Origin of the sequence: Croceicoccus sp. BE223, assembly GCF_031457155.1 — a bacterium.
GTDB lineage: Bacteria > Pseudomonadota > Alphaproteobacteria > Sphingomonadales > Sphingomonadaceae > Croceicoccus.
Genome location: NZ_JAVDWB010000006.1, coordinates 214155 through 233130, shown reverse-complemented (window position 1 = coordinate 233130; position 18976 = coordinate 214155). Strand labels below are relative to the sequence as shown.

General features: G+C 66.4%; 16 protein-coding genes and 1 riboswitch. Of the genes, 8 read left to right on the top strand and 8 right to left on the bottom strand.

Annotated elements, in window-relative coordinates:
- Window positions 1-12: 12 nt before the first annotated feature.
- The 4 genes from J2X37_RS13455 to mdh all read right to left on the bottom strand — a co-directional run bounded on the left by J2X37_RS13455 (window position 13) and on the right by mdh (window position 5460).
- The gene (locus J2X37_RS13455; RefSeq protein WP_310022148.1) at window positions 13-2844 is read right to left on the bottom strand and encodes a 2-oxoglutarate dehydrogenase E1 component; all 2832 of its coding nucleotides are present in this window, start codon (window positions 2842-2844) and stop codon (window positions 13-15) included.
- 93 nt (window positions 2845-2937) lie between these two features.
- Window positions 2938-3828, bottom strand: a complete 891-nt coding sequence (sucD, locus tag J2X37_RS13450; protein ID WP_310022146.1) for a succinate--CoA ligase subunit alpha — start codon at window positions 3826-3828, stop codon at window positions 2938-2940.
- 1 nt (window position 3829) lies between these two features.
- Window positions 3830-4486, bottom strand: coding sequence for a hypothetical protein (locus J2X37_RS13445; RefSeq protein ID WP_310022143.1), 657 nt, complete (start codon window positions 4484-4486; stop codon window positions 3830-3832).
- An 11-nt stretch (window positions 4487-4497) separates the two neighbouring features.
- The gene (gene mdh / locus J2X37_RS13440; RefSeq protein WP_310022141.1) at window positions 4498-5460 is read right to left on the bottom strand and encodes a malate dehydrogenase; all 963 of its coding nucleotides are present in this window, start codon (window positions 5458-5460) and stop codon (window positions 4498-4500) included.
- A gap of 271 nt (window positions 5461-5731) precedes the next feature.
- Window positions 5732-5946: riboswitch (cobalamin riboswitch) on the top strand.
- Between the two features lie 96 nt (window positions 5947-6042).
- Here mdh and J2X37_RS13435 point away from each other — a divergent pair.
- The 5 genes from J2X37_RS13435 to J2X37_RS13415 all read left to right on the top strand — a co-directional run bounded on the left by J2X37_RS13435 (window position 6043) and on the right by J2X37_RS13415 (window position 10972).
- The gene (locus J2X37_RS13435; RefSeq protein WP_310022138.1) at window positions 6043-7959 is read left to right on the top strand and encodes a TonB-dependent receptor domain-containing protein; all 1917 of its coding nucleotides are present in this window, start codon (window positions 6043-6045) and stop codon (window positions 7957-7959) included.
- A gap of 16 nt (window positions 7960-7975) precedes the next feature.
- Window positions 7976-8839, top strand: a complete 864-nt coding sequence (locus J2X37_RS13430; protein WP_310022136.1) for a helical backbone metal receptor — start codon at window positions 7976-7978, stop codon at window positions 8837-8839.
- Complete coding sequence (locus J2X37_RS13425; protein ID WP_310022134.1) at window positions 8839-9795, top strand: iron ABC transporter permease; 957 nt, start codon at window positions 8839-8841, stop codon at window positions 9793-9795. Before J2X37_RS13430 ends, J2X37_RS13425 begins: the two co-directional genes overlap by 1 nt.
- Window positions 9792-10568: an ABC transporter ATP-binding protein gene (locus J2X37_RS13420; protein WP_310022132.1), complete on the top strand. Its 777-nt coding sequence runs from the start codon at window positions 9792-9794 to the stop codon at window positions 10566-10568. The genes J2X37_RS13425 and J2X37_RS13420 overlap by 4 nt, the downstream gene beginning before the upstream one ends.
- Window positions 10569-10636: 68 nt before the next feature.
- Window positions 10637-10972, top strand: a complete 336-nt coding sequence (locus J2X37_RS13415; protein WP_310022130.1) for a hypothetical protein — start codon at window positions 10637-10639, stop codon at window positions 10970-10972.
- Between the two features lie 3 nt (window positions 10973-10975).
- Here J2X37_RS13415 and thpR read toward each other — a convergent pair whose 3' ends face one another.
- Window positions 10976-11515: an RNA 2',3'-cyclic phosphodiesterase gene (thpR, locus tag J2X37_RS13410; protein WP_310022127.1), complete on the bottom strand. Its 540-nt coding sequence runs from the start codon at window positions 11513-11515 to the stop codon at window positions 10976-10978.
- A 180-nt stretch (window positions 11516-11695) separates the two neighbouring features.
- Here thpR and uvrA point away from each other — a divergent pair, with 180 nt between their 5' ends.
- Entirely contained in the window at window positions 11696-14620 is a 2925-nt protein-coding gene (gene uvrA / locus J2X37_RS13405; RefSeq protein ID WP_310022125.1) for an excinuclease ABC subunit UvrA, read from the top strand.
- Between the two features lie 41 nt (window positions 14621-14661).
- Here the strand turns inward: uvrA and J2X37_RS16560 are convergent, their stop codons facing one another.
- Window positions 14662-15327 (bottom strand): DUF4276 family protein, encoded by a 666-nt coding sequence (locus J2X37_RS16560; protein ID WP_404979624.1) that lies wholly within the window; start codon window positions 15325-15327, stop codon window positions 14662-14664.
- Window positions 15320-16438 carry an AAA family ATPase gene (locus J2X37_RS13400; RefSeq protein ID WP_310022123.1) on the bottom strand — a complete coding sequence of 373 codons (1119 nt, stop codon included), beginning with the start codon at window positions 16436-16438 and terminating at the stop codon, window positions 15320-15322. The genes J2X37_RS16560 and J2X37_RS13400 overlap by 8 nt, the downstream gene beginning before the upstream one ends.
- A 121-nt stretch (window positions 16439-16559) precedes the next feature.
- On the opposite strand from J2X37_RS13400, the gene J2X37_RS13395 reads away from it, so the two are divergent.
- Window positions 16560-17249: a hypothetical protein gene (locus tag J2X37_RS13395; protein WP_310022120.1), complete on the top strand. Its 690-nt coding sequence runs from the start codon at window positions 16560-16562 to the stop codon at window positions 17247-17249.
- A 60-nt stretch (window positions 17250-17309) separates the two neighbouring features.
- The gene (locus J2X37_RS13390) at window positions 17310-17684 is read left to right on the top strand and encodes a hypothetical protein (RefSeq protein WP_310022118.1); all 375 of its coding nucleotides are present in this window, start codon (window positions 17310-17312) and stop codon (window positions 17682-17684) included.
- Between the two features lie 33 nt (window positions 17685-17717).
- Here the strand turns inward: J2X37_RS13390 and J2X37_RS13385 are convergent, their stop codons facing one another.
- Window positions 17718-18227, bottom strand: a complete 510-nt coding sequence (locus tag J2X37_RS13385; protein ID WP_310022116.1) for a septal ring lytic transglycosylase RlpA family protein — start codon at window positions 18225-18227, stop codon at window positions 17718-17720.
- Window positions 18228-18976: the final 749 nt, after the last annotated feature.

Here is an 18976-nt window from a genome sequence, read left to right as displayed (position 1 = left end):
TCCTTAGGGAGCTTATTTCTGGCGCGCGGCGATGACGTCCTCGACCGAAAGGCCGAGGGCATCCGCAACGAGCGCGTTCTGCTGTTCGACATGCCGCCGGGCGAGGCCGGTGGCGGGCGATGCCGCCGGGGCGCGGCCGGCGTAGCGGGCGCGCGAGACCGGCGCGCCGGCCTCTGCCAGCGCCTGCTCGATCTGGCTTTCGACGAAGAACCACGAACCGTTGTTCTTCGGTTCTTCCTGGCACCAGATCACCTTCTTCAGGTTCTTCATCCGCGACAGGCGCAGCGCCAGCGGTTCGCCGGGGAAGGGGTAGAGCTGCTCGATCCGCACGATCGAGGCGTTGTCCAGCCCCGCCGCGTCGCGCGCCTCGATCAGGTCGTAGGCGACCTTGCCCGAACAGAGCACCAGCCGCTCGACGTTCTCGTCGGCGATGTCCTTGGTGTCGGACACGATCCGCCGGAAGTGGCTCTCGCCCAGGAACTCCTCGCGCTCCGACCGGGCCATCGGATGGCGCAGCAGCGACTTGGGCGTCATGATGATCAGCGGCTTCCGGAACGAGCGCAGCATCTGCCGGCGCAGCACGTGGAAGTAGTTCGCCGGGCTGGTGATGTTGCAGACCTGGATGTTGTCGCCCGCGCAAAGTTGCAGGAACCGTTCGAGCCGCGCCGACGAATGTTCCGGCCCCTGGCCTTCGTAACCGTGCGGCAGCAGCATGACGAGGCCGTTGGCGCGCAGCCACTTGGCCTCGCCCGCGGCGATGAACTGGTCGATCATGATCTGCGCGCCGTTGGCGAAATCGCCGAACTGCGCTTCCCACAGCACCAGCGACTTGGGATCGGCAAGGGCATAGCCGTATTCGAAGCCGAGCACCCCGTATTCGGACAGCGGGCTGTCGTAGACCTCGAAATGGCCGTGCGGCACCTGGCACAGCGGGATGTATTTCGCTTCGGTCTCCTGGTCGGTCCAGACGGCGTGGCGCTGGCTGAACGTGCCGCGCCCCGAATCCTGGCCCGACAGGCGCACCGCGAACCCTTCGGCCAGCAGCGAGCCGAAGGCCAGCGCCTCCGCCGTCGCCCAGTCGAAGCCGACGCCGCTGTCGAACATCTCGCGCTTGGCATCGAGCACGCGCTGCAGCGTCTTGTGGATCTTCACGCTGTCGGGAACGGTGGTCAGCGTTCGGCCGAGGCTGTCGAACAGCTTGCCCTCGATCCCGCTGGCGATGTTGCGCCGCGCGGTTTCGGGGTCGACCGGCTTGTTGAGCCCGGCCCAGCGCCCGCCGAACCAGTCGGCCTGGTTCGCCTTGTAGGTCTTGCCCGCCTCGAACTCGTCCTCGAGCAGGGCGTTGAAGCTCTCGATCGCGGCGTCCTCGAACCCGGCATCGATCGCGCCTTCCTCCATCAGCCGCTTCGCATAGAGCGAGGCGACGCCGGGGTGCTGGCGGATCTGCTTGTACATCAGCGGCTGGGTGAAGCTGGGCTCGTCGCCCTCGTTGTGGCCGAAGCGGCGGTAGCACCACATGTCGATGACGATGTCGCGGCCGAACTTCTGGCGGTATTCCATCGCCAGCTTGCAGCAGAAGGTCACCGCTTCCGGATCGTCGCCGTTGACGTGCAGGATCGGCGCCATCACGCCCTTCGCCACGTCGGACGGGTAGGGCGACGAACGCGCGAACTGCGGGCTGGTGGTGAAGCCGATCTGGTTGTTGATGACGAAGTGGATGCAGCCGCCGGTGTTGTAGCCGCGGATGCCCGAGAAGCCGAGGCATTCCCACACGATGCCCTGGCCGGCGAAGGCGGCGTCGCCATGGATCAGCACCGGCAGCACGGTCTGGTGCTTGCCCTTGCCGATGTCGTCGCGGAACTGCTGCTGCGCGCGCACCTTGCCGAGCACGACCGGGTCCACCGCCTCGAGGTGCGAGGGGTTGGGGACCAGGCTCATGTGAACCTTGATGCCGTCGAAGTCGCGGTCGGTGCTGGTGCCGAGGTGATACTTGACGTCGCCCGAGCCGCCGACGTCGTCGGGGTTGGCGCTGCCGCCCGAGAATTCGTGGAAGATGACCTTGTAGGGCTTGCCCATCACGTTGGCGAGAACGTTGAGCCGGCCGCGGTGGGCCATGCCGAAGACGATTTCCTTCACGCCGGACGCGCCGCCGTGCTTGATCACCGCCTCGAGCGCGGGGATCATCGATTCGCCGCCGTCGAGGCCGAAGCGCTTGGTGCCGACGTACTTCTTGCCGAGGAACTTCTCGTACTGCTCGCCGCGGATGACGGCCTGCAGGATCGCCTTCTTGCCCATCAGGGTGAAGTCGATCGAGGCGTCCTTGCCCTCCATCCGCTCCTGCAGGAAGCGGCGCTCCTCGACATCGGCGATGTGCATGTATTCGAGGCCGACCTTGCCGCAGTAGTTGGCGCGCAGGATGTCGACCATCTCGCGCACGGTCGTCCACTCGAGCCCCAGGTTGCCGCCGATGTAGACCGGTCGGTCGAGGTCGTCGGGACCGAAGCCGTGCCATTCGGGCGTCAGGTCTGCGGGAAGGTCGCGGTGCGACAGGCCCAGCGGATCGAGATCGGCGGCCAGGTGCCCGCGCACGCGATAGGTGCGGATCAGCAGCATGGCGCGCACCGAATCGTCGCACGCCGCCTCGATCGCCTTGGGGTCGAGCGCCGTGCCCTTCTTCTGCGCCGCGACCGCGATGTCGGCGCGCATGCGGGTGGGGTCGAGCGAGGCGGTCAGGTCGTCCGCGCCGCCCATGTCGAGCGGCCAGCCCTTGCGCGCCCACGACGGGCCTGGCTGCGGGCCATCGGGCTCCAGCTCGGGAAGGAAGGACTGGTTCTCTTTACCCATTTCTCGTCACCCGCATTTGGCCGGCAATTCCGGCTCAGGCGTGTCGGTGCGGCGTGGCGGGGGTTGAGGGACCACCCGCCGCGCCGCGGTCGTTCAGGCCATTTCCTTGAGCAGCGCGTCGAGCGTCTCGCCCAGCAGCGACGGCGAGGGGGAGACGCGGATGCCCGCTTCCTCCATCGCCGCGATCTTGTCCTCGGCGCCGCCCTGGCCGCCCGAGACGATCGCGCCGGCGTGGCCCATGCGGCGGCCCGGAGGCGCCGTGCGGCCCGCGATGAAGCCGACCATCGGCTTCTTGCGACCGCGCTTGGCTTCGTCCTTCAGGAACTGCGCCGCTTCCTCTTCGGCCGAGCCGCCGATCTCGCCGATCATGATGATCGACTTCGTCTCGTCGTCCGCCAGGAACAGTTCGAGCACGTCGATGAAGTTGGTGCCGTTGACCGGGTCGCCGCCGATGCCGACCGCGGTGGTCTGGCCGAGGCCAATGTTGGTGGTCTGGAACACCGCTTCATAGGTGAGCGTGCCCGAGCGCGAGACGACGCCGACCGAGCCCTTCTTGAAGATGGAGCCGGGCATGATGCCGATCTTGCATTCGCCGGGCGTCAGCACGCCGGGGCAGTTCGGGCCGATCAGGCGCGACTTCGAACCTTCGAGGCGGCGCTTGACCTTGACCATGTCGAGCACCGGAATGCCCTCGGTGATGGCGACGATCAGCTCCATCTCGGCGTCGATCGCCTCGATGATCGAATCCGCCGCGAACTTGGGGGGGACGTAGATGCACGAAGCGGTCGCGCCGGTCGCGTCCTTGGCTTCGGCGACCGAGTTGAACATCGGCAGGCCGATGTGGGTCGTGCCGCCCTTGCCGGGGGTCACGCCGCCGACCATCTGGGTGCCGTAGTCGAGCGCCTGCTGCGTGTGGAACGTGCCGGTGGCGCCGGTCATGCCCTGGGTGATGACCTTGGTATTCTTGTCGACGAGGATGGACATTCTATTTCCCCTCTCTGGATTGATCTTGAGCGACTGATGATTTGGATGCGGCTTCGCGGGCCGGGCCGATCGTGTCGATCTTCATGGCCAGCCCGTTGAAATGGACCATTTCCTCCAGCGGACTGCCCGCCGGGATGAAGTAGTAGTCGAAGCTGTCGATGCCTGGCGCGGGGGCCTCGAACTTGACGATGGTATTGCCCTCGCGCAGCAGTTCGCTGGCCGGTTGCCGACCGATCAGTGCGACGATGGCATCCTTGCCCGCGTCGCGCGTCTCGCCCGCATCGAACAGGCGGCAGCCGGTGACGCGCCCGCCGTGGATCGTGACTTCGGTGACGACGATGGCCAGCGCTTCGCCTGCGACGGATCGTGTGAACACGCCGACCGGCGAGAGGGCGCCGCCTTCATCGGCGACGGCGGCCTTGCCGGACTTTTCGGCGAAATCGAGGAAACCGGTCAGCGCAGGAACCCCCGCGGCATCCGTGCGCTGCCATCCCGCCCCGGCCACATGGTCGACGGTGCCCGACCAGTCGGGCACCGTGCCGCACGCCTCGCGGAAGGCGGCATGGACCTCTGCGACCGGATAGGCCCCGTCCTGCGCCGTTGCCGGGGCGGGAAGGGCCATCAGGGTCGCCAGCGCGGGGAGGGAAAGGGCGCGCACGAAGGACTGCGTCAGCCGAGGCTGGGCTCGATGCCCTTGCAGGCCACGAGCAGTTCCCTGACCGCGTCGACCGAGACCTGGAAGTTGCCCTTCGCCTCGTCGTCGAGAGCGATCTCGATGACTTCCTCGGCGCCGTTCGCGCCGATCACCACCGGCACGCCGACATAGAGGCCGTCGAGGCCGTACTGCCCGTCGACATAAACCGCGCAGGGCAGGATGCGCTTCTGGTCGCCCAGGTAAGCCTCGGCCATCGCGATGGCCGACGTGGCGGGCGCGTAGTAGGCCGAGCCGGTCTTGAGCAGGCCGACAATCTCGCCGCCGCCCGAACGGGTGCGCTGCACGATCTCGTCGAGGCGTTCCTTTGACGACTTGCCCATCTTGACGAGGTCGGTGACCGGGATGCCGCTGACCGTCGAGTATTCGAGCACGGGGACCATGGTGTCGCCGTGGCCGCCCAGAACGAACGCGTTCACGTCCTTCACCGAAACGCCGAATTCCCAGGCGAGGAAGGTGGCGAAGCGGGCCGAATCGAGCACGCCGGCCATGCCGACGACCTTGTTGTGCGGCAGGCCCGAGAATTCGCGCAGCGCCCAGACCATCGCGTCGAGCGGGTTGGTGATGCAGATCACGAAGGCGTCGGGCGCGTGGGCCTTGATGCCTTCGCCGACCGACTTCATCACCTTGAGGTTGATGCCGAGCAGGTCGTCGCGGCTCATGCCCGGCTTGCGCGGCACGCCGGCGGTGACGATCACGACATCGGCGCCGGCGATGTCGGCATAGTCGTTGGTGCCCTTGATGGCGGCGTCGAAGCCTTCGATCGGGCCGCACTGCGCCAGGTCGAGCGCCTTGCCCTGCGGCATGCCTTCGGCAATGTCGAAAAGGACGATGTCGCCCATTTCCTTCTTCGCGGCGAGATGGGCGAGCGTGCCGCCGATCATGCCTGCACCGATCAGGGCAATCTTCTTGCGTGCCATCGTATGGGCCTCCCTTCGTGTCGCATTCACAGTCGCGTCGCGGGCGAATTCGCGTAACAGCAGTTTCAGCACGCGGCGGCGGCCCGCAGAAATTCGTGCGCCACGGCGGGGTTCGGGGCACGGCCCTAAGCCCCCGGGATAGGGATTGCAACCGCCAAAAGGACAGGGCGACCAAGTATCTTTGCAATCAGTTCGCAATAGCAAGAGGGCGCTGTGCCGCATCTTGCCGAGCGCCGCTTGCCTCGTTGCCGCAATGGTCCTAAGGGGCCGGCGACGTTACGGGTTCGCCTGTCGCCGCAAGCGGCGGGCGCTAAGAGGGAAGTCCGGTGCGAACGGTCCTGTCACGGGTCCGTTCCAGGCCGGCGCTGCCCCCGCAACTGTAACCGGGTAGTGCGTTCTCGATACGCCACTGGACGTTGGTCCGGGAAGGTGAGGGCGCATGACGATCCGGGAGCCAGGAGACCTGCCCGCAACGGTCGTTCCAGTCGTCGGGCGGGGTGTACCGGTGGCAGCAGGCAAGGCGCGATGAGGCGCTTTTCCCGCCGTGAGCGACGTGTTCGTTCATGACGGGAGTCCCTTATCTTGCGTACCAAGACCGTTCTTCTTGCCAGCGTCCTCGTTTCCGCCACGGCGCTTTCGCCGCTGGCCGCGCAGGCTCAGTCCCAGTCCCAGGCCCAGGACGATACCGCCTACGATCCGTCGATCGCCTATGCCGAGGCGATGCCCGCCGCGGCCGACCCCGGCGCGATCGTCGTCGTCGCCACCGGCATCCCGATCGACATCGCAGAGACCGGCCAGCCGGTCAGCGTCATCGGCCTCGACGAGATCGAGAGCGTGCAGGGGCCCGACCTGACCCGCGTGCTGCAGCGCCTGCCCGGCACCGCGATCAGCCGCAACGGCGGCCTCGGCAGCTTCACCGGGGTGCGGGTGCGCGGCGCGTCCTCGGAACAGCTCCTCGTCCTGATCGATGGGGTGAAGGTCAACGACGTCGCCGCGCCCGGCGGCGGGTTCGATTTCGGCAACGTGCTGGCCGGTGACATCGAGCGGATCGAGCTGCTGCGCGGGCCGAACTCGGTCGTCTGGGGATCTGACGCGATGGGCGGGGTGATGAACCTGTCGAGCCGCGTCGCCGACGGCCTCTTCGCCAGCGGCGAATACGGCAGCCACGACACGGTCTACGCCACGCTCGGCGGCGGCGTGCGGACCGGTGCGCTGGAGGCGGGTATTTCCGGCAGCTACATGGACAGCGACGGCTACAGCGCCGCCAGCGTCGGGACCGAGAAGGACGGGTTTCGCCAGTGGCAGGTGACCGGGCGGGCGCGTTACGCGCTGGCCGACGGCTTCGCGCTCGTCGCCAACGCCCGCTATGCCGACGGCAAGGTCGGACAGGACGGCTACCCCGCGCCGCTCTACGCCTTTGCTGATACCCACGACGTGCAGGACACCAAGGAGAAGTCGGGCCGCGTCGGGTTCGAATATCTCGGCGATGCGCTGACGCTTCGCGGCGGATATGCGCGTTCGCAGACGGAACGCGTCTATTCGGGCGAGAGCTACGTCTGGTACGAGAACGGGGTCTACGCCACTGACGGCCGTGCCGACCGTGCCGAGCTGTTCGGGCAGTATCGCCTCGCCGGGCCGATCCGCCTCGATTTCGGTGCCGACCGAGAATGGACCCGGTTCGAGGACGAGGGCGCGACGCGCAAGGCCCGCACCGCCAGCGGCCATGCCATGCTCGGTTTCTACACCCCGGTCGCCACCCTGGCGGCGGGCGCGCGCTATGACGATCACTCGCTGTTCGGCGGGGAATGGACCTTCGGCGCGAACGGCGCGGTCCGCTTCGCGGCGGACCTGCGTTTGCGGGCGAGCTACGGAGAAGGGTTCAAGGCGCCCTCGCTCTACCAGCTCTACAGCCTTTATTACGGCGATCTCGGACTGCAGCCCGAAACCAGCAAGGGCTTCGACGTCGGCCTCGAAAAGGGCAGCCGCGCCGAAAGTTTCTTCGCCGCGGTCTCCCTGTTCCGCCGCGACAGCCGCAACCTCATCGACTTCGACCTGACGAACTACGTCTACTACAACATCGGCAGGGCGCGCGCGCAGGGGGCGGAGCTGGAACTGGCGGCGCGCCCGTCCGATCGCTGGCGCACCGGCCTCGTCTATTCCTATACCGAAGCGAAGGACCGCACCGTAGGCGGCCTCTACGAAGGCAACGACCTCAATCGCCGTCCGCGCCATGCCCTGACCGCCAGCGTCGACTGGGCCACGCCGCTGGGCGTCGAGCTTGGCGCCGATGCGCGACTGGTCGGCGACGCCTTCGACGATCGCGGCGAATTCGTGCGGCTGGACGGCTACGAGGCGGTCGATCTGCGCGCCTCGGTCCCGGTCGGTCCGGTCGAGCTTTACGGGCGGGTCGAAAACCTCTTCGATGCCGGGTACGAGACGACGGCGGGCTACAACACCGGCGGTCGCGGCGCGTATGTGGGCGCGCGGGTCCGGATGTGAGCGGGGGGCGCTGAGGATGCACATTGGCGCGAAGGTGGCGGGCATGGCGGCGATGCTGTTGGCCTGCGCCTGCGCGCCCGGCGCAGTTGGCGGCAGTGGCGGCGGTGGCGGTGGCGGCGGCAGTGGCGGCGGGGCGGAGCCGCTGCGCATCGTGTCGCTCAACCCCTGCGCCGACGCGATCCTTGCCGAAATCGCGCCGGACCGGCTCGTCGCGGTCTCGCATTACAGCCAGGACCCCGCCTCGACCTCGATGGACCTCACCCTTGCGCGCCGGTTTGCCGGCATCTCGGGCTCGGCGGAGGAGGTTGCCGCGCTCGCCCCCGATGTGGTGATCGCGGGCACCTTCCTGCCGCCCGCGACCGAGCAGGCGCTGGTTCGCATGGGGTTTCGCGTCGTCAAGACCGGTTCGATCGCGTCGGTCGACGATGCGCGGGCGCAAGTGCGCGACCTGGCGGCGCTGACCGGGCGCAAGGCTGCGGGAGAGGCGATGGTCGCGCAGATCGACCGCGCGCTCGCCGCTGCCGCGCCGCCGGTCGGGGCCGCACCGATCCCGGCGATGATCTGGCAGGGCGGCGGCATCGTTCCGGGCGAAACGACGCTGGTTTCCGATCTTCTGGCCCACACCGGTTTTGCCAATTTCAGCGCCGGGCGCGGGCTGGGGCAGGGTTCGGTCGTCCCGCTGGAGGACGTTCTGGCCAATCCGCCGCGCGTGCTGATGGTCGCGGGCGGCGGGCGGATGATGGAGCATCCCGCTCTCGCGTCGCTTGCCCCGGCGACGATGCGGGTGCCGCTCGATCCGGCGCTGACCTTCTGCGGCGGGCCGACCATCCCCCGCGCCGCCGCCCGCATGGCCGCCATCCGCCAACAGGTCCTGCGCTGATGCGGCTCAACCTCGCCCTCCTTCTCGCCATCGCCGTGGTCCTGCCGCTGTCGCTGCTGGCGGGGCGGGTGTGGATCGATCCGCTCGACAGCACCGTGCCGCATGCCGCCGCGATCCTGGCCCAGTTGCGCCTGCCGCGCGCCCTGCTCGCGGTGATCGTCGGCGCGGGGCTGGGCGGAGCCGGCGCGGCGATGCAGGGATACTTGCGCAATCCCTTGGCCGATCCCGGCCTGTTCGGCATCGCGCCCGCCGCCGCATTCGGCGCGGTGCTGACCCTGTTTCTGGGCATGGCGGCGGTGCCGTTCGTCCTGCCCGCCGCGGCCTTGGCGGGCGCGGCGGGGGCGATGGCGCTGCTGGCGCTGATCGCCGGGCGGACCGGCGGCATCGCGCTCTTCACGCTGGCGGGCCTGATGATCGCGAGCCTTGCCGGCACGCTCACCAGCCTCGCCATTTCGCTGTCGCCCAACCCCTTCGCCACCAGCGAGATCGTGACCTGGCTGATGGGCGCCATCGCGGATCGCAGCTGGGCCGATGTCGCCGTCGCCGCGCCGCTTACCGCGGCGGGCCTCGTCATCCTGTGGCGCATCGGCCCGCTGCTCGACGCGCTCATGCTGGGCGAGCAGGCGGCGCTGTCGCTGGGGGTGGAGGCACGGCGTCTCGTCTGGCAGATCGTCGCCGGGATCGGCCTCGTCGTCGGGGCGGGGGTGGCGGTGGCGGGCATCGTCGGCTTCGTCGGCCTGATGGTGCCGCATCTGGTGCGCCCTTTCACCGATCGCCGCCCGTCGAGCCTGCTCGTGCCCAGCGCCCTGGCCGGAGCCTTGCTGGTGCTGGTCGCCGACACGGCCTGCCGCCTGCTGCCGCTCGCCAGCGAGCTGCGGCTCGGCATCGCGCTCTCGCTGCTCGGCGCGCCGTTCTTCCTCGCGCTCCTGCTGCGGATGCGGAGGGAGCTGGCATGATCGTCGCGCGCGACCTGACCGTCCGGCGCGGCGGGCGCGACGTGGTGCGCGACGCCGGTTTCGCCCTGCGCCCCGGCGAACTCACCGCGATCTGCGGACCCAACGGCGCAGGCAAATCGAGCCTGCTCGCCGCGCTTGCCGCCTTACTGCCCTTCGAAGGCGAAGCTTTGCTGGCCGAGCGGCCCATCGCGGCGATCCCGGCGCGCGAACGGGCGCGCGCCATCGGCTTCCTGCCGCAACGGGCCGAAGCGGCGTGGGACGTGTCGGTGCGCACCCTTGTCGAACTGGGCCGCCTGCCGTGGCGCTCGGTGCCCGGGCGGCTCGCGCGGGCGAGCCGGGAAGCGGACCGTGCCGCCGTCGATGCCGCGCTTGCCGCGATGGAGCTGGCCGATCTTGCCGATCGCCCCGTCTCCAACCTGTCGGGCGGGGAGCGGGCGCGGGCCTTCATGGCGCGGGTGCTGGCGGGAGAGCCGGACTGGATCCTCGCCGACGAACCGCTCGCCAGCCTCGACCTCGCGCATCAGCAGCGGCTGGCCGCCTGCCTTGCCGATCAGGCGCGGCGGGGCCGGGGCGTTGTCGTCGTCATGCACGATCTCGCCGCGGCGATGAACCATGCCGACCGGGTCCTGGTGCTCGACCGGGGCCGGGTGGTCGGCGACGGGGCTCCCCTGTCGACGCTGACCGAAGCGCTGATCGGGCGGGTCTGGCAGGTCGAGGCGCACTGGCTCGGCGAACCGGGCCGCCGCGCGCTCGCCTTCGGGCAAGGCGCTTGAAGCGTGCAGGGCGGTTGAGGCGTGCAGGGCGCTTGAAGCGGGCGGGGCGAACGGGCAGACTGCGCTCCATGATCCGCCCGCGTCCCGCCGCCGCCTTCGCCGCCGCCTTCGCCGCTATCGCCTCCTTGGCGCTTGCACCGCCGCCCGTTCTTGCGGGAGAAGCGCCGCGGCCCGTCGATGTCCGCGCGGTCGCCGCGATCGACTGCACCCTTCGCCTCACCAGCGACACGATGACCGACGTGCCGATGATGCAGGATACCGCGCATGATGCGGCAGCCTGCCGCGCCGCCTGCGAACGCTATGCCGCGGCGGAACTGGTGCCGCTGCGCGAGGCGATGACGGTGCTGCGCTATACCTGCCTGTTGCGCGACGAGGTGGTCGCAGAGGTCGATCTCAAGGCCTGAGGATCAGGCCCGCAGCGCATAGCGCACCACCGGTTCGTAGTGCGAGCCGGAGCGGGTGAGCGTGCTTTCGTACAGGGTCAGGTGGTCGACCCGCATCGGCCCTGCCGAAAGGCCGCCATGCGCCGCCAGCCACGGCCCCACCAGCCCGGATGAACGGTTCAGCCGCGCCAGTGTCACATGCGGCGTGAAGCGACGGGTCTCGGGCGCGCACCCGGCCATGACCAGCGCTCGCTCCACCTTCTTCTGCAACGCCGCCAGTTCGGGGCTGGCCGCGACATCGGCCCAGATCGCGCTTGGCCAATCGCCCCGCGCGAAATGCCCGACGCCGCGCAGGGTCAGCGCAAAGGGCGCGGCGCGCACCCGGCCCAGTGCGGCGGCGATGTCCTCGGCCAGCGGGGTGTCGACCTCGCCGATGTAGCGCAAGGTCAGGTGAAGCTGCGTCTCGTCCTGCCAGCGGGCGTTCTCCACCCCGTCCATCATGTCGATCAGGGCATCGATGACCGGTTCGCTGGGGCGGACGGCGACGAAGAGACGGTGCGACATGGCCGCAGCTTTTGCCCGATCGCCGCGCGCGGGGCCAGATCGCCGCGCAACGTCGTCGCGAATCCCGGCATGCGCAGATCGGCGGTTGTGATCATTCCCGCCGATACCCACATCACGCCACTGCGGACGCCCCCGCGCGGCCTCTTTACACGACAGAACAAAAATGGAACACGCTGCATCATGGCACTGACCACGATCTCCGTGCGCGGCGCGCGCGAGCATAATCTCAAGGGCATCGACATCGATCTGCCGCGCGATGCGCTGATCGTGATCACCGGGCTGTCCGGCTCGGGCAAGTCGAGCCTCGCCTTCGACACGATCTATGCCGAAGGGCAGCGCCGTTACGTTGAGAGCCTCTCGGCCTATGCGCGCCAGTTCCTCGAGATGATGCAGAAGCCCGATGTCGAACACATCGACGGGCTCAGCCCCGCGATCAGCATCGAGCAGAAGACGACGAGCCGCAATCCGCGCTCCACCGTCGCGACGGTGACCGAGATCTACGACTACATGCGCCTGCTCTGGGCGCGGGTCGGGGTGCCCTATTCACCCGCCACCGGCCTGCCGATCGAGGCGCAGACGGTGTCGAACATGGTCGACCGCGTCATGGCCCTGCCCGAAGGGACGCGCGCCTACCTGCTGGCCCCGGTGGTGCGCGGGCGCAAGGGCGAATACCGGCGCGAACTGGCCGAATGGCAGAAAGCCGGCTTCCAGCGCGTGCGCATCGACGGCGAGATGTACCTGATCGAGGAAGCGCCTGCGCTCGACAAGAAGTACAAGCACGACATCGAAGTCGTGGTCGATCGCATCGCGGTGAAGCCGGGGATCGAGACGCGGCTGGCCGACAGCTTCGAACAGGCGCTGAAGCTGGCCGAGGGCCTCGCCTATGTCGATCTTGCCGACGGCGTCGTACCGGGGCGCGAGGGCGAGGCCGAGCGGAGCGCCGGCGCGGGCGGCAATGTCACCGGCGGCCAGATGAAGGGCGCAGGGCTTCCCGCCAACCGCATCGTCTTCAGCGAAAAGTTCGCCTGCCCGGTCAGCGGCTTCACGATCGAGGAGGTCGAGCCGCGCCTGTTCTCGTTCAACGCGCCGCAGGGGGCCTGCCCCGCCTGCGACGGGCTGGGCGAAAAGCTGCTGTTCGACCCGCAGCTGGTCGTGCCCAACGAGCACCTCTCGCTGAAGAAGGGCGCCATCGTTCCCTGGGCGAAGTCGAACCCGCCGTCCCCCTACTACATGCAGGTGTTGGCCAGCCTGGCGAAGGAATTCGGCTTCGGCCTCGACACGCCGTGGGACGAGCTTTCGGGCGAGGTGAAGGTCGTCATCCTCCACGGCACGGCCGGCAAGCCGGTGCCGCTGACCTTCAAGGACGGGCGCAAGGAATACACCGTCAAGAAGCCGTTCGAGGGCGTCATCGGCAACCTCAACCGCCGCATGCTGCAGACCGAGAGCGCCTGGATGCGCGAGGAGCTGGGCAAGTACCAGACCGCGCAGCCGTGCGAAGTGTGCGACGGCAAGCGGCTCAACGAAAAGGCGCTGGCGGTCAAGATCGCCGCCACCGACATCGCCACCCCCACCAAGATGAGCGTCGCCGACGCCAAGGGCTGGTTCCTCGCGCTGCCGGACAAGCTGAACGACACCCAGAACCAGATCGCCCGCGCCATCCTCAAGGAAATCAACGAGCGGCTGGGATTCCTCGACAACGTCGGGCTCGACTACCTCAACCTCGACCGGACCAGCGGCACCCTGTCCGGCGGAGAGAGCCAGCGCATCCGCCTTGCCAGCCAGATCGGCAGCGGGCTGTCGGGCGTGCTCTATGTCCTCGACGAGCCTTCCATCGGCCTGCACCAGCGCGACAACGACCGCCTGCTCGAAACGTTGAAGCGGCTGCGCGATCTCGGCAACACGGTCATCGTGGTGGAGCATGACGAGGACGCGATCCGCACCGCCGACTACGTGGTCGATCTCGGCCCCGGCGCGGGCGTCCACGGCGGCGAGATCGTCGCGCAGGGCACCTTGAAACAGGTGCTGAAGTCCAAGGCCTCGCTCACCGCCGCCTACCTCAACGGCACCCGGCGGATCGAGGTGCCGGCCACGCGCCGCAAGGGCAACGGCAAGACGCTCACCGTCCACGGCGCGCGGGCCAACAACCTGAAGGACGTGACCGCCGCGATCCCGCTCGGCACCTTTACCTGCGTCACCGGCGTATCGGGCAGCGGCAAGTCGAGCTTCACCATCGACACGCTCCACGCCGGCGCGGCGCGGGCGCTGAACGGGGCGCGGGTCGTCGCCGGCGCGCACGACAGGATCACCGGCCTCGAACACTGCGACAAGGTGATCGAGATCGACCAGTCCCCCATCGGCCGCACCCCGCGGTCGAACCCGGCCACCTACACCGGCGCCTTCACCCAGATCCGCGACTGGTTCGCGGGCCTGCCGGAATCGCAGGCGCGCGGGTACAAGGCGGGGCGCTTCAGCTTCAACGTCAAGGGCGGCCGGTGCGAGGCGTGCCAGGGCGACGGCCTGATCAAGATCGAGATGCACTTCCTGCCCGACGTCTACGTCACGTGCGAGGAATGCCACGGCAAGCGCTACAACCGCGAAACGCTGGAGGTGAAGTTCAAGGGCCACTCGATCGCCGACGTGCTCGACATGACGATCGAGGACGCGGAGGAGTTCTTCAAGGCCGTGCCGCCGATCCGCGACAAGATGCACATGCTGAACGAGGTGGGGCTGGGCTACGTCAAGGTCGGGCAGCAGGCGACGACGCTGTCGGGCGGAGAGGCGCAGCGGGTCAAGCTCGCCAAGGAACTCTCCCGCCGCTCCACCGGGCAGACGCTCTACATCCTCGACGAACCGACCACCGGCCTGCACTTCGAGGACGTGCGCAAGCTCTTGGAAGTGCTTCACCGCCTGGTCGAGCAGGGCAATTCGGTGGTGGTGATCGAACACAACCTCGACGTCATCAAGACGGCGGACTGGATCATCGACATGGGCCCCGAAGGCGGCGTCCGCGGCGGCGAGGTCGTCGCCGAAGGAACGCCGGAGCAGGTCGCGAAGAACGAGCGCAGCTTTACGGGGGGGTACTTGGCGGGGATGTTGGGGAAATAAATTTAGGATGGTATGATAGTTTTGGCGGATATCGGTTAGATTTAAGGGGCAAGTAGTTCCAATGAATATATCCAAGCTCCAAAACTAGGGCATTGCTCACATATAGTTTGAAGACCGATTTCAGAGGCTGCAATGTTGCCAAAAAGGACTTTGTCATAATTATTGATGATTGCTTGCACGCGCTTCGACGGAGCAGTCTCGGGCGAATCGTTAATATGCTCTGGGGTCTCAAACTGAGACCTGATCTCTTGCAGTTGAGGTGCTTTGCTGGCGAATCCGAGTGAATGAGCAAAAGTACTACAATCCGAAAACAGTAGAGCCTCAAATTCGTGCATCATAACGAATGGCAAAAATCGACCTACGATATTGGAACGAGTTTCAAAATCTGCGGATAGGGCCGTTCTAATAGAGACTGATTTCTCAGATGGATTGCCAACTGAATTGCGACCAGGCCATGTATTTGGCAAAGCATAATAGTCTACCATAGTTGTTGCGAAGCATTCTGTGTCTTCTTTTAGATGCCTCGAAACATCAGAGTAGACTACGTCCCAACTCTTTATACCCCCTCTTCTTGAACGATTTCGAGCATTGCCTAACAATCTCGCTCCAACCGACTTGTAGCCTAGATTGTATAAATGAGGCGCTAAAACCACATTTACAAAGGTTTCTTCGGTTTGTCCTTCTACGTGGACAAGGAGCCTAGTCATAACTTTTGCCTAGTCTTGGCCGTCCGCCAATCTCAGCTTTCTCCCAAAGTTGTCCAAGGCTGTAATCTTCTAGCCATCCTTCGAGCTTGGCTGATTCCAAGCGGGAAAATTGTGTGGCTCCATCCACCCTGTCAGCGACAAGAACATCGTCGGGTTCGAAGTTGTCCAACAGAAAGGCGGATTGGGTTGAAATAATAATTTGGCTCGTTTTTGAAGCGTATCTAATCAGACCAGCCAACACCGAGAGCGCATAGGGGTGAAGTCCAAGTTCAGGCTCGTCAATAAGGATAACTGATGGCTTATAAATACTTGGCTGTAGTAATAAGGTCGCGAGCGCGATGAACCTTAAGGTGCCATCGGAGAATGATGCCGCCGACATAAATTTATCGTGGCCATTTTCAATCCAGTCTAAATTCAACTTATTTTCATTAAGCTCAAGAGGTTCCAATACGAAACTACCAAAAAACGGAGCTACATCGCGAATAGTTGAAATAATTCTTTTGTAGTGATCGGGAAATTTCTCTTTTAAAAGATATAATACGGCCGCGATGTTTGAACCATCTGGACGAAGAAATCGGTTATCATTAAGTTCGGCAGTTTTTTTCAAAGGGGCATCTGATGAAGTATCGTGAAAGTGATAAAGTCTCCACTTTTCTAGATGCTGCCTAACATAATGGGCCACCGGGCGGGCCTGAGGTTCACTGATTCCCGCCTCGGCTTCCTTGCTAACGACCGGCAATCCGAACGGTTGGTCGTAACGACTTTTATCCCAAAATGATGCGCTTTCGGAGAACGGGACTAGGCGGTTTCGATCGTCACCAAGTAGCCTGATCTCGTATTGGTTAGTCTCGTCCTGAAAAGAGATACGAAACTCAAGCTCGTCGGTCTCGCTACGCCCATAGTACAAAAACTCATCGGCGCCCCCGCCGCGCTTCACTGTTTCCTCTAGACGACCCTCTCGAATGGCATGGAGGAACGAGAAGGCGGAAATGAAATTTGACTTTCCCGAACCGTTTGCGCCGATAATCACATTGACGTCGTGGAGCCTCAGCTTTTCGACGCTCTTCAGGCTCTTGAAGCCTTTAATGGTGATCCAGTCTAATGCGGGCATTATCGTCCAACTAGCTGTAAGCACGCCGCGGAGCAACGGATGTCTAGTCCAATTGCTTTCCTACAGCCCCCATCCCCTATAAATAGACCGGTTCCCTGCTCCCAGCCGCACAGGTGAACCGATGACCCGCACCCCCTCCGCCACGCCGAACCTGCCCGAACCCGTCGCGCCCGAAGCCGTCGCCCTGCGCGCCCGGGCCGATGGCTGGACGCTGGAGCGGCAGCGGGGCTTTCTCGAGGCGCTGGCCGATTGCGGGTCGGTGCGGGCGGCCTGTGCCCGGGTGGGGATGAGCGCGCAGTCCGCCTATGCGCTGCGCCGCCGCTCCAACGCGCGGGCCTTTCGCCAGGCGTGGGACGCGGCCCGCGCGATGGCCGCGCACGTGCTGGAGGAAGCGGCGTGGGACCGCGCCATCAACGGCACCGTCCGCCAGCATTTCTACCACGGCGAACTGGTCGGCGAAACGCGGGTCTATTCCGATCGCCTGCTGCTCGCCCTGATCGACCGCAACCGCGCCGCGCAGGCCCTGGCCGAAACCGAACCCGACGTCGTCGAGCGCGTCGCCGCCGACTGGGACGCGGCGCTGGACCGGCTCGGCACCGGAGACTGGCTGCGCAGCGAGGACGATGCGGACGAGGAATGGGCCGAAGCCTGGGCCGGCGACTGGGCCGAGGCGGCCTCCGAACTGCGCGACGGGGCCGGAGATCCCGCGCTCGAATCTCCATCGGCGTCCGCTTTCGCGCCGGGCGTGTCAACTTCGTCAACTTCCGACGCAGAATGCGGCGCTAACCCGGAATTTACCATCCCGCGCTAGGCGAAGGGAGTCTGTTCAGGAGGAATTGCGATGGTGGCGGGTGCACGGGTTGGACGAGCGGTGGCGGTGGCCGCGCTGATGGCGCTAACCGCGGCGTGCGACGATCCGCAGCCCGGCCTGCAGGACAAGGTGCGGGTGGAAAAGGTGGTCAGCTGCAAGGATGCCGTCGGCCACCTCGCCAAGACGAGCAAAACCCGCAACCAGCTTTGCGAATGCACTACCTCGCGCCTTGCGCAGGAGGGGCTGGCGATGGCCGACCTGATGGGCGACAAGCGCGACCGGGCGATGGAGCAGCTGCGCTGGTGCATGGCGCAAGTAGGTCTTTTGCCGAAACCGGCGCCGGCGGACCTGCGCTCCCCGATCGACCCGGCCCAGGTGGAGGAGATGGAGGCGAGCGCCACCCCCGCCGAGGCGAGCGAGACGGCGGCGCCCTGAAGCCCGGCCGCCTGAAGCCCGGTCGAGTCCCGCTCAGTCCGAAACGAGGGTTAGGGCGACCCGGTCCTGCCCGCGCGCCTTGATCCCGATGGCGTCGGCGGCGGCTTCGGACAGGTCGATCAGGCGGTTGCCGTGGAACGGCCCGCGGTCGTTGATGCGGACCACGATCGACTGCCCGGTGCGCTGCGAGGTGACCTTGACCTTGCTGCCGAAGGGCAGGGTGCGGTGCGCGGCGGTAAAGCCGCCGGGGTTGAACCGCTCGCCGCTGGCCGTGGGCCGTCCGGCGAAACGCGCGCCGTACCAGCTCGCATTGCCCGCGCCGATCGGCTCGGCCTCGTCCTCCGCTTCGGCCACTACCGGCGCCGGGGCGGCAAGCGCGGCCACGCGAACCGGTGCCGCGGGCACCAAGGCCTGGCGTGCGATGGGTGAGGCGATGTCGGTCTGGAAGCCCGGTTCCGCGACGGTCATGTCGTCGGACACGGCCCATGCGGCGGTCGCCGGGGCGATGGCCGCGAAGGCGAAGGCGAACGCCAGGCGCTGCATCCGGACAGTCCGGGTAGCTACGCGATGATGGCGTACGGTGCGGTGCAGTGATGTCCCGTCCATGGCGGTGTTATACCACCACGGAGCTGTGAATTGGTGTCGGCTGGTCCCACTTTCGCCACAATCGAACCGCGAATCACGCGGCGTCGGGCAATCTGGCGAGAATTGGAGGGGCGAGTCGCGCCACGGTCAGCAAAAAGCAAATGGGGCCGGTATCGCTACCGGCCCCACTCTCACCGACGCGTGGTCCCAGGGGGAACTTGGCGCCCGGCGTTTCAATTCCCGAGCCCTCAGGCCCGCGAACCTATGTCGCCCGGCGCTCGCGCCGGCATCCGGATCATCCGGGGGGTCGGTCCGGCGAAGAAGAGCGTTCTCTTCTCCCGTTCCGTGTCTCGGTCGATCCGAAACCGTCCTTCCGTTGTGGTCCGTCAATTTCCGTTCGGCCATGGCCCCAAGGGGTTTTGGCTTCCCTTCGATGTCGCACCGGGAAGCCCGGTCATGCCTTCGCGCCTTTCGCCGCTCCGGTCGTTCCTCATCCGCGACCCTCGAAAGGTCCGCCGGACGCTGGTTCGCCCCTTACTGCGCGGCATTCGCCGACATATCGTCCGTTCTCGAAATTCCCTTGGTTTTCGGTGCCTTGCGGCTCGATCCGGGGAGAGCTTCGTTCCCTTCCGACAACTGAAAGGTGATCCTAGCGGGCGAGTCGTTCAAGCGGGGACGCGAAAAGTTATCCACAGATCGCCGATTTG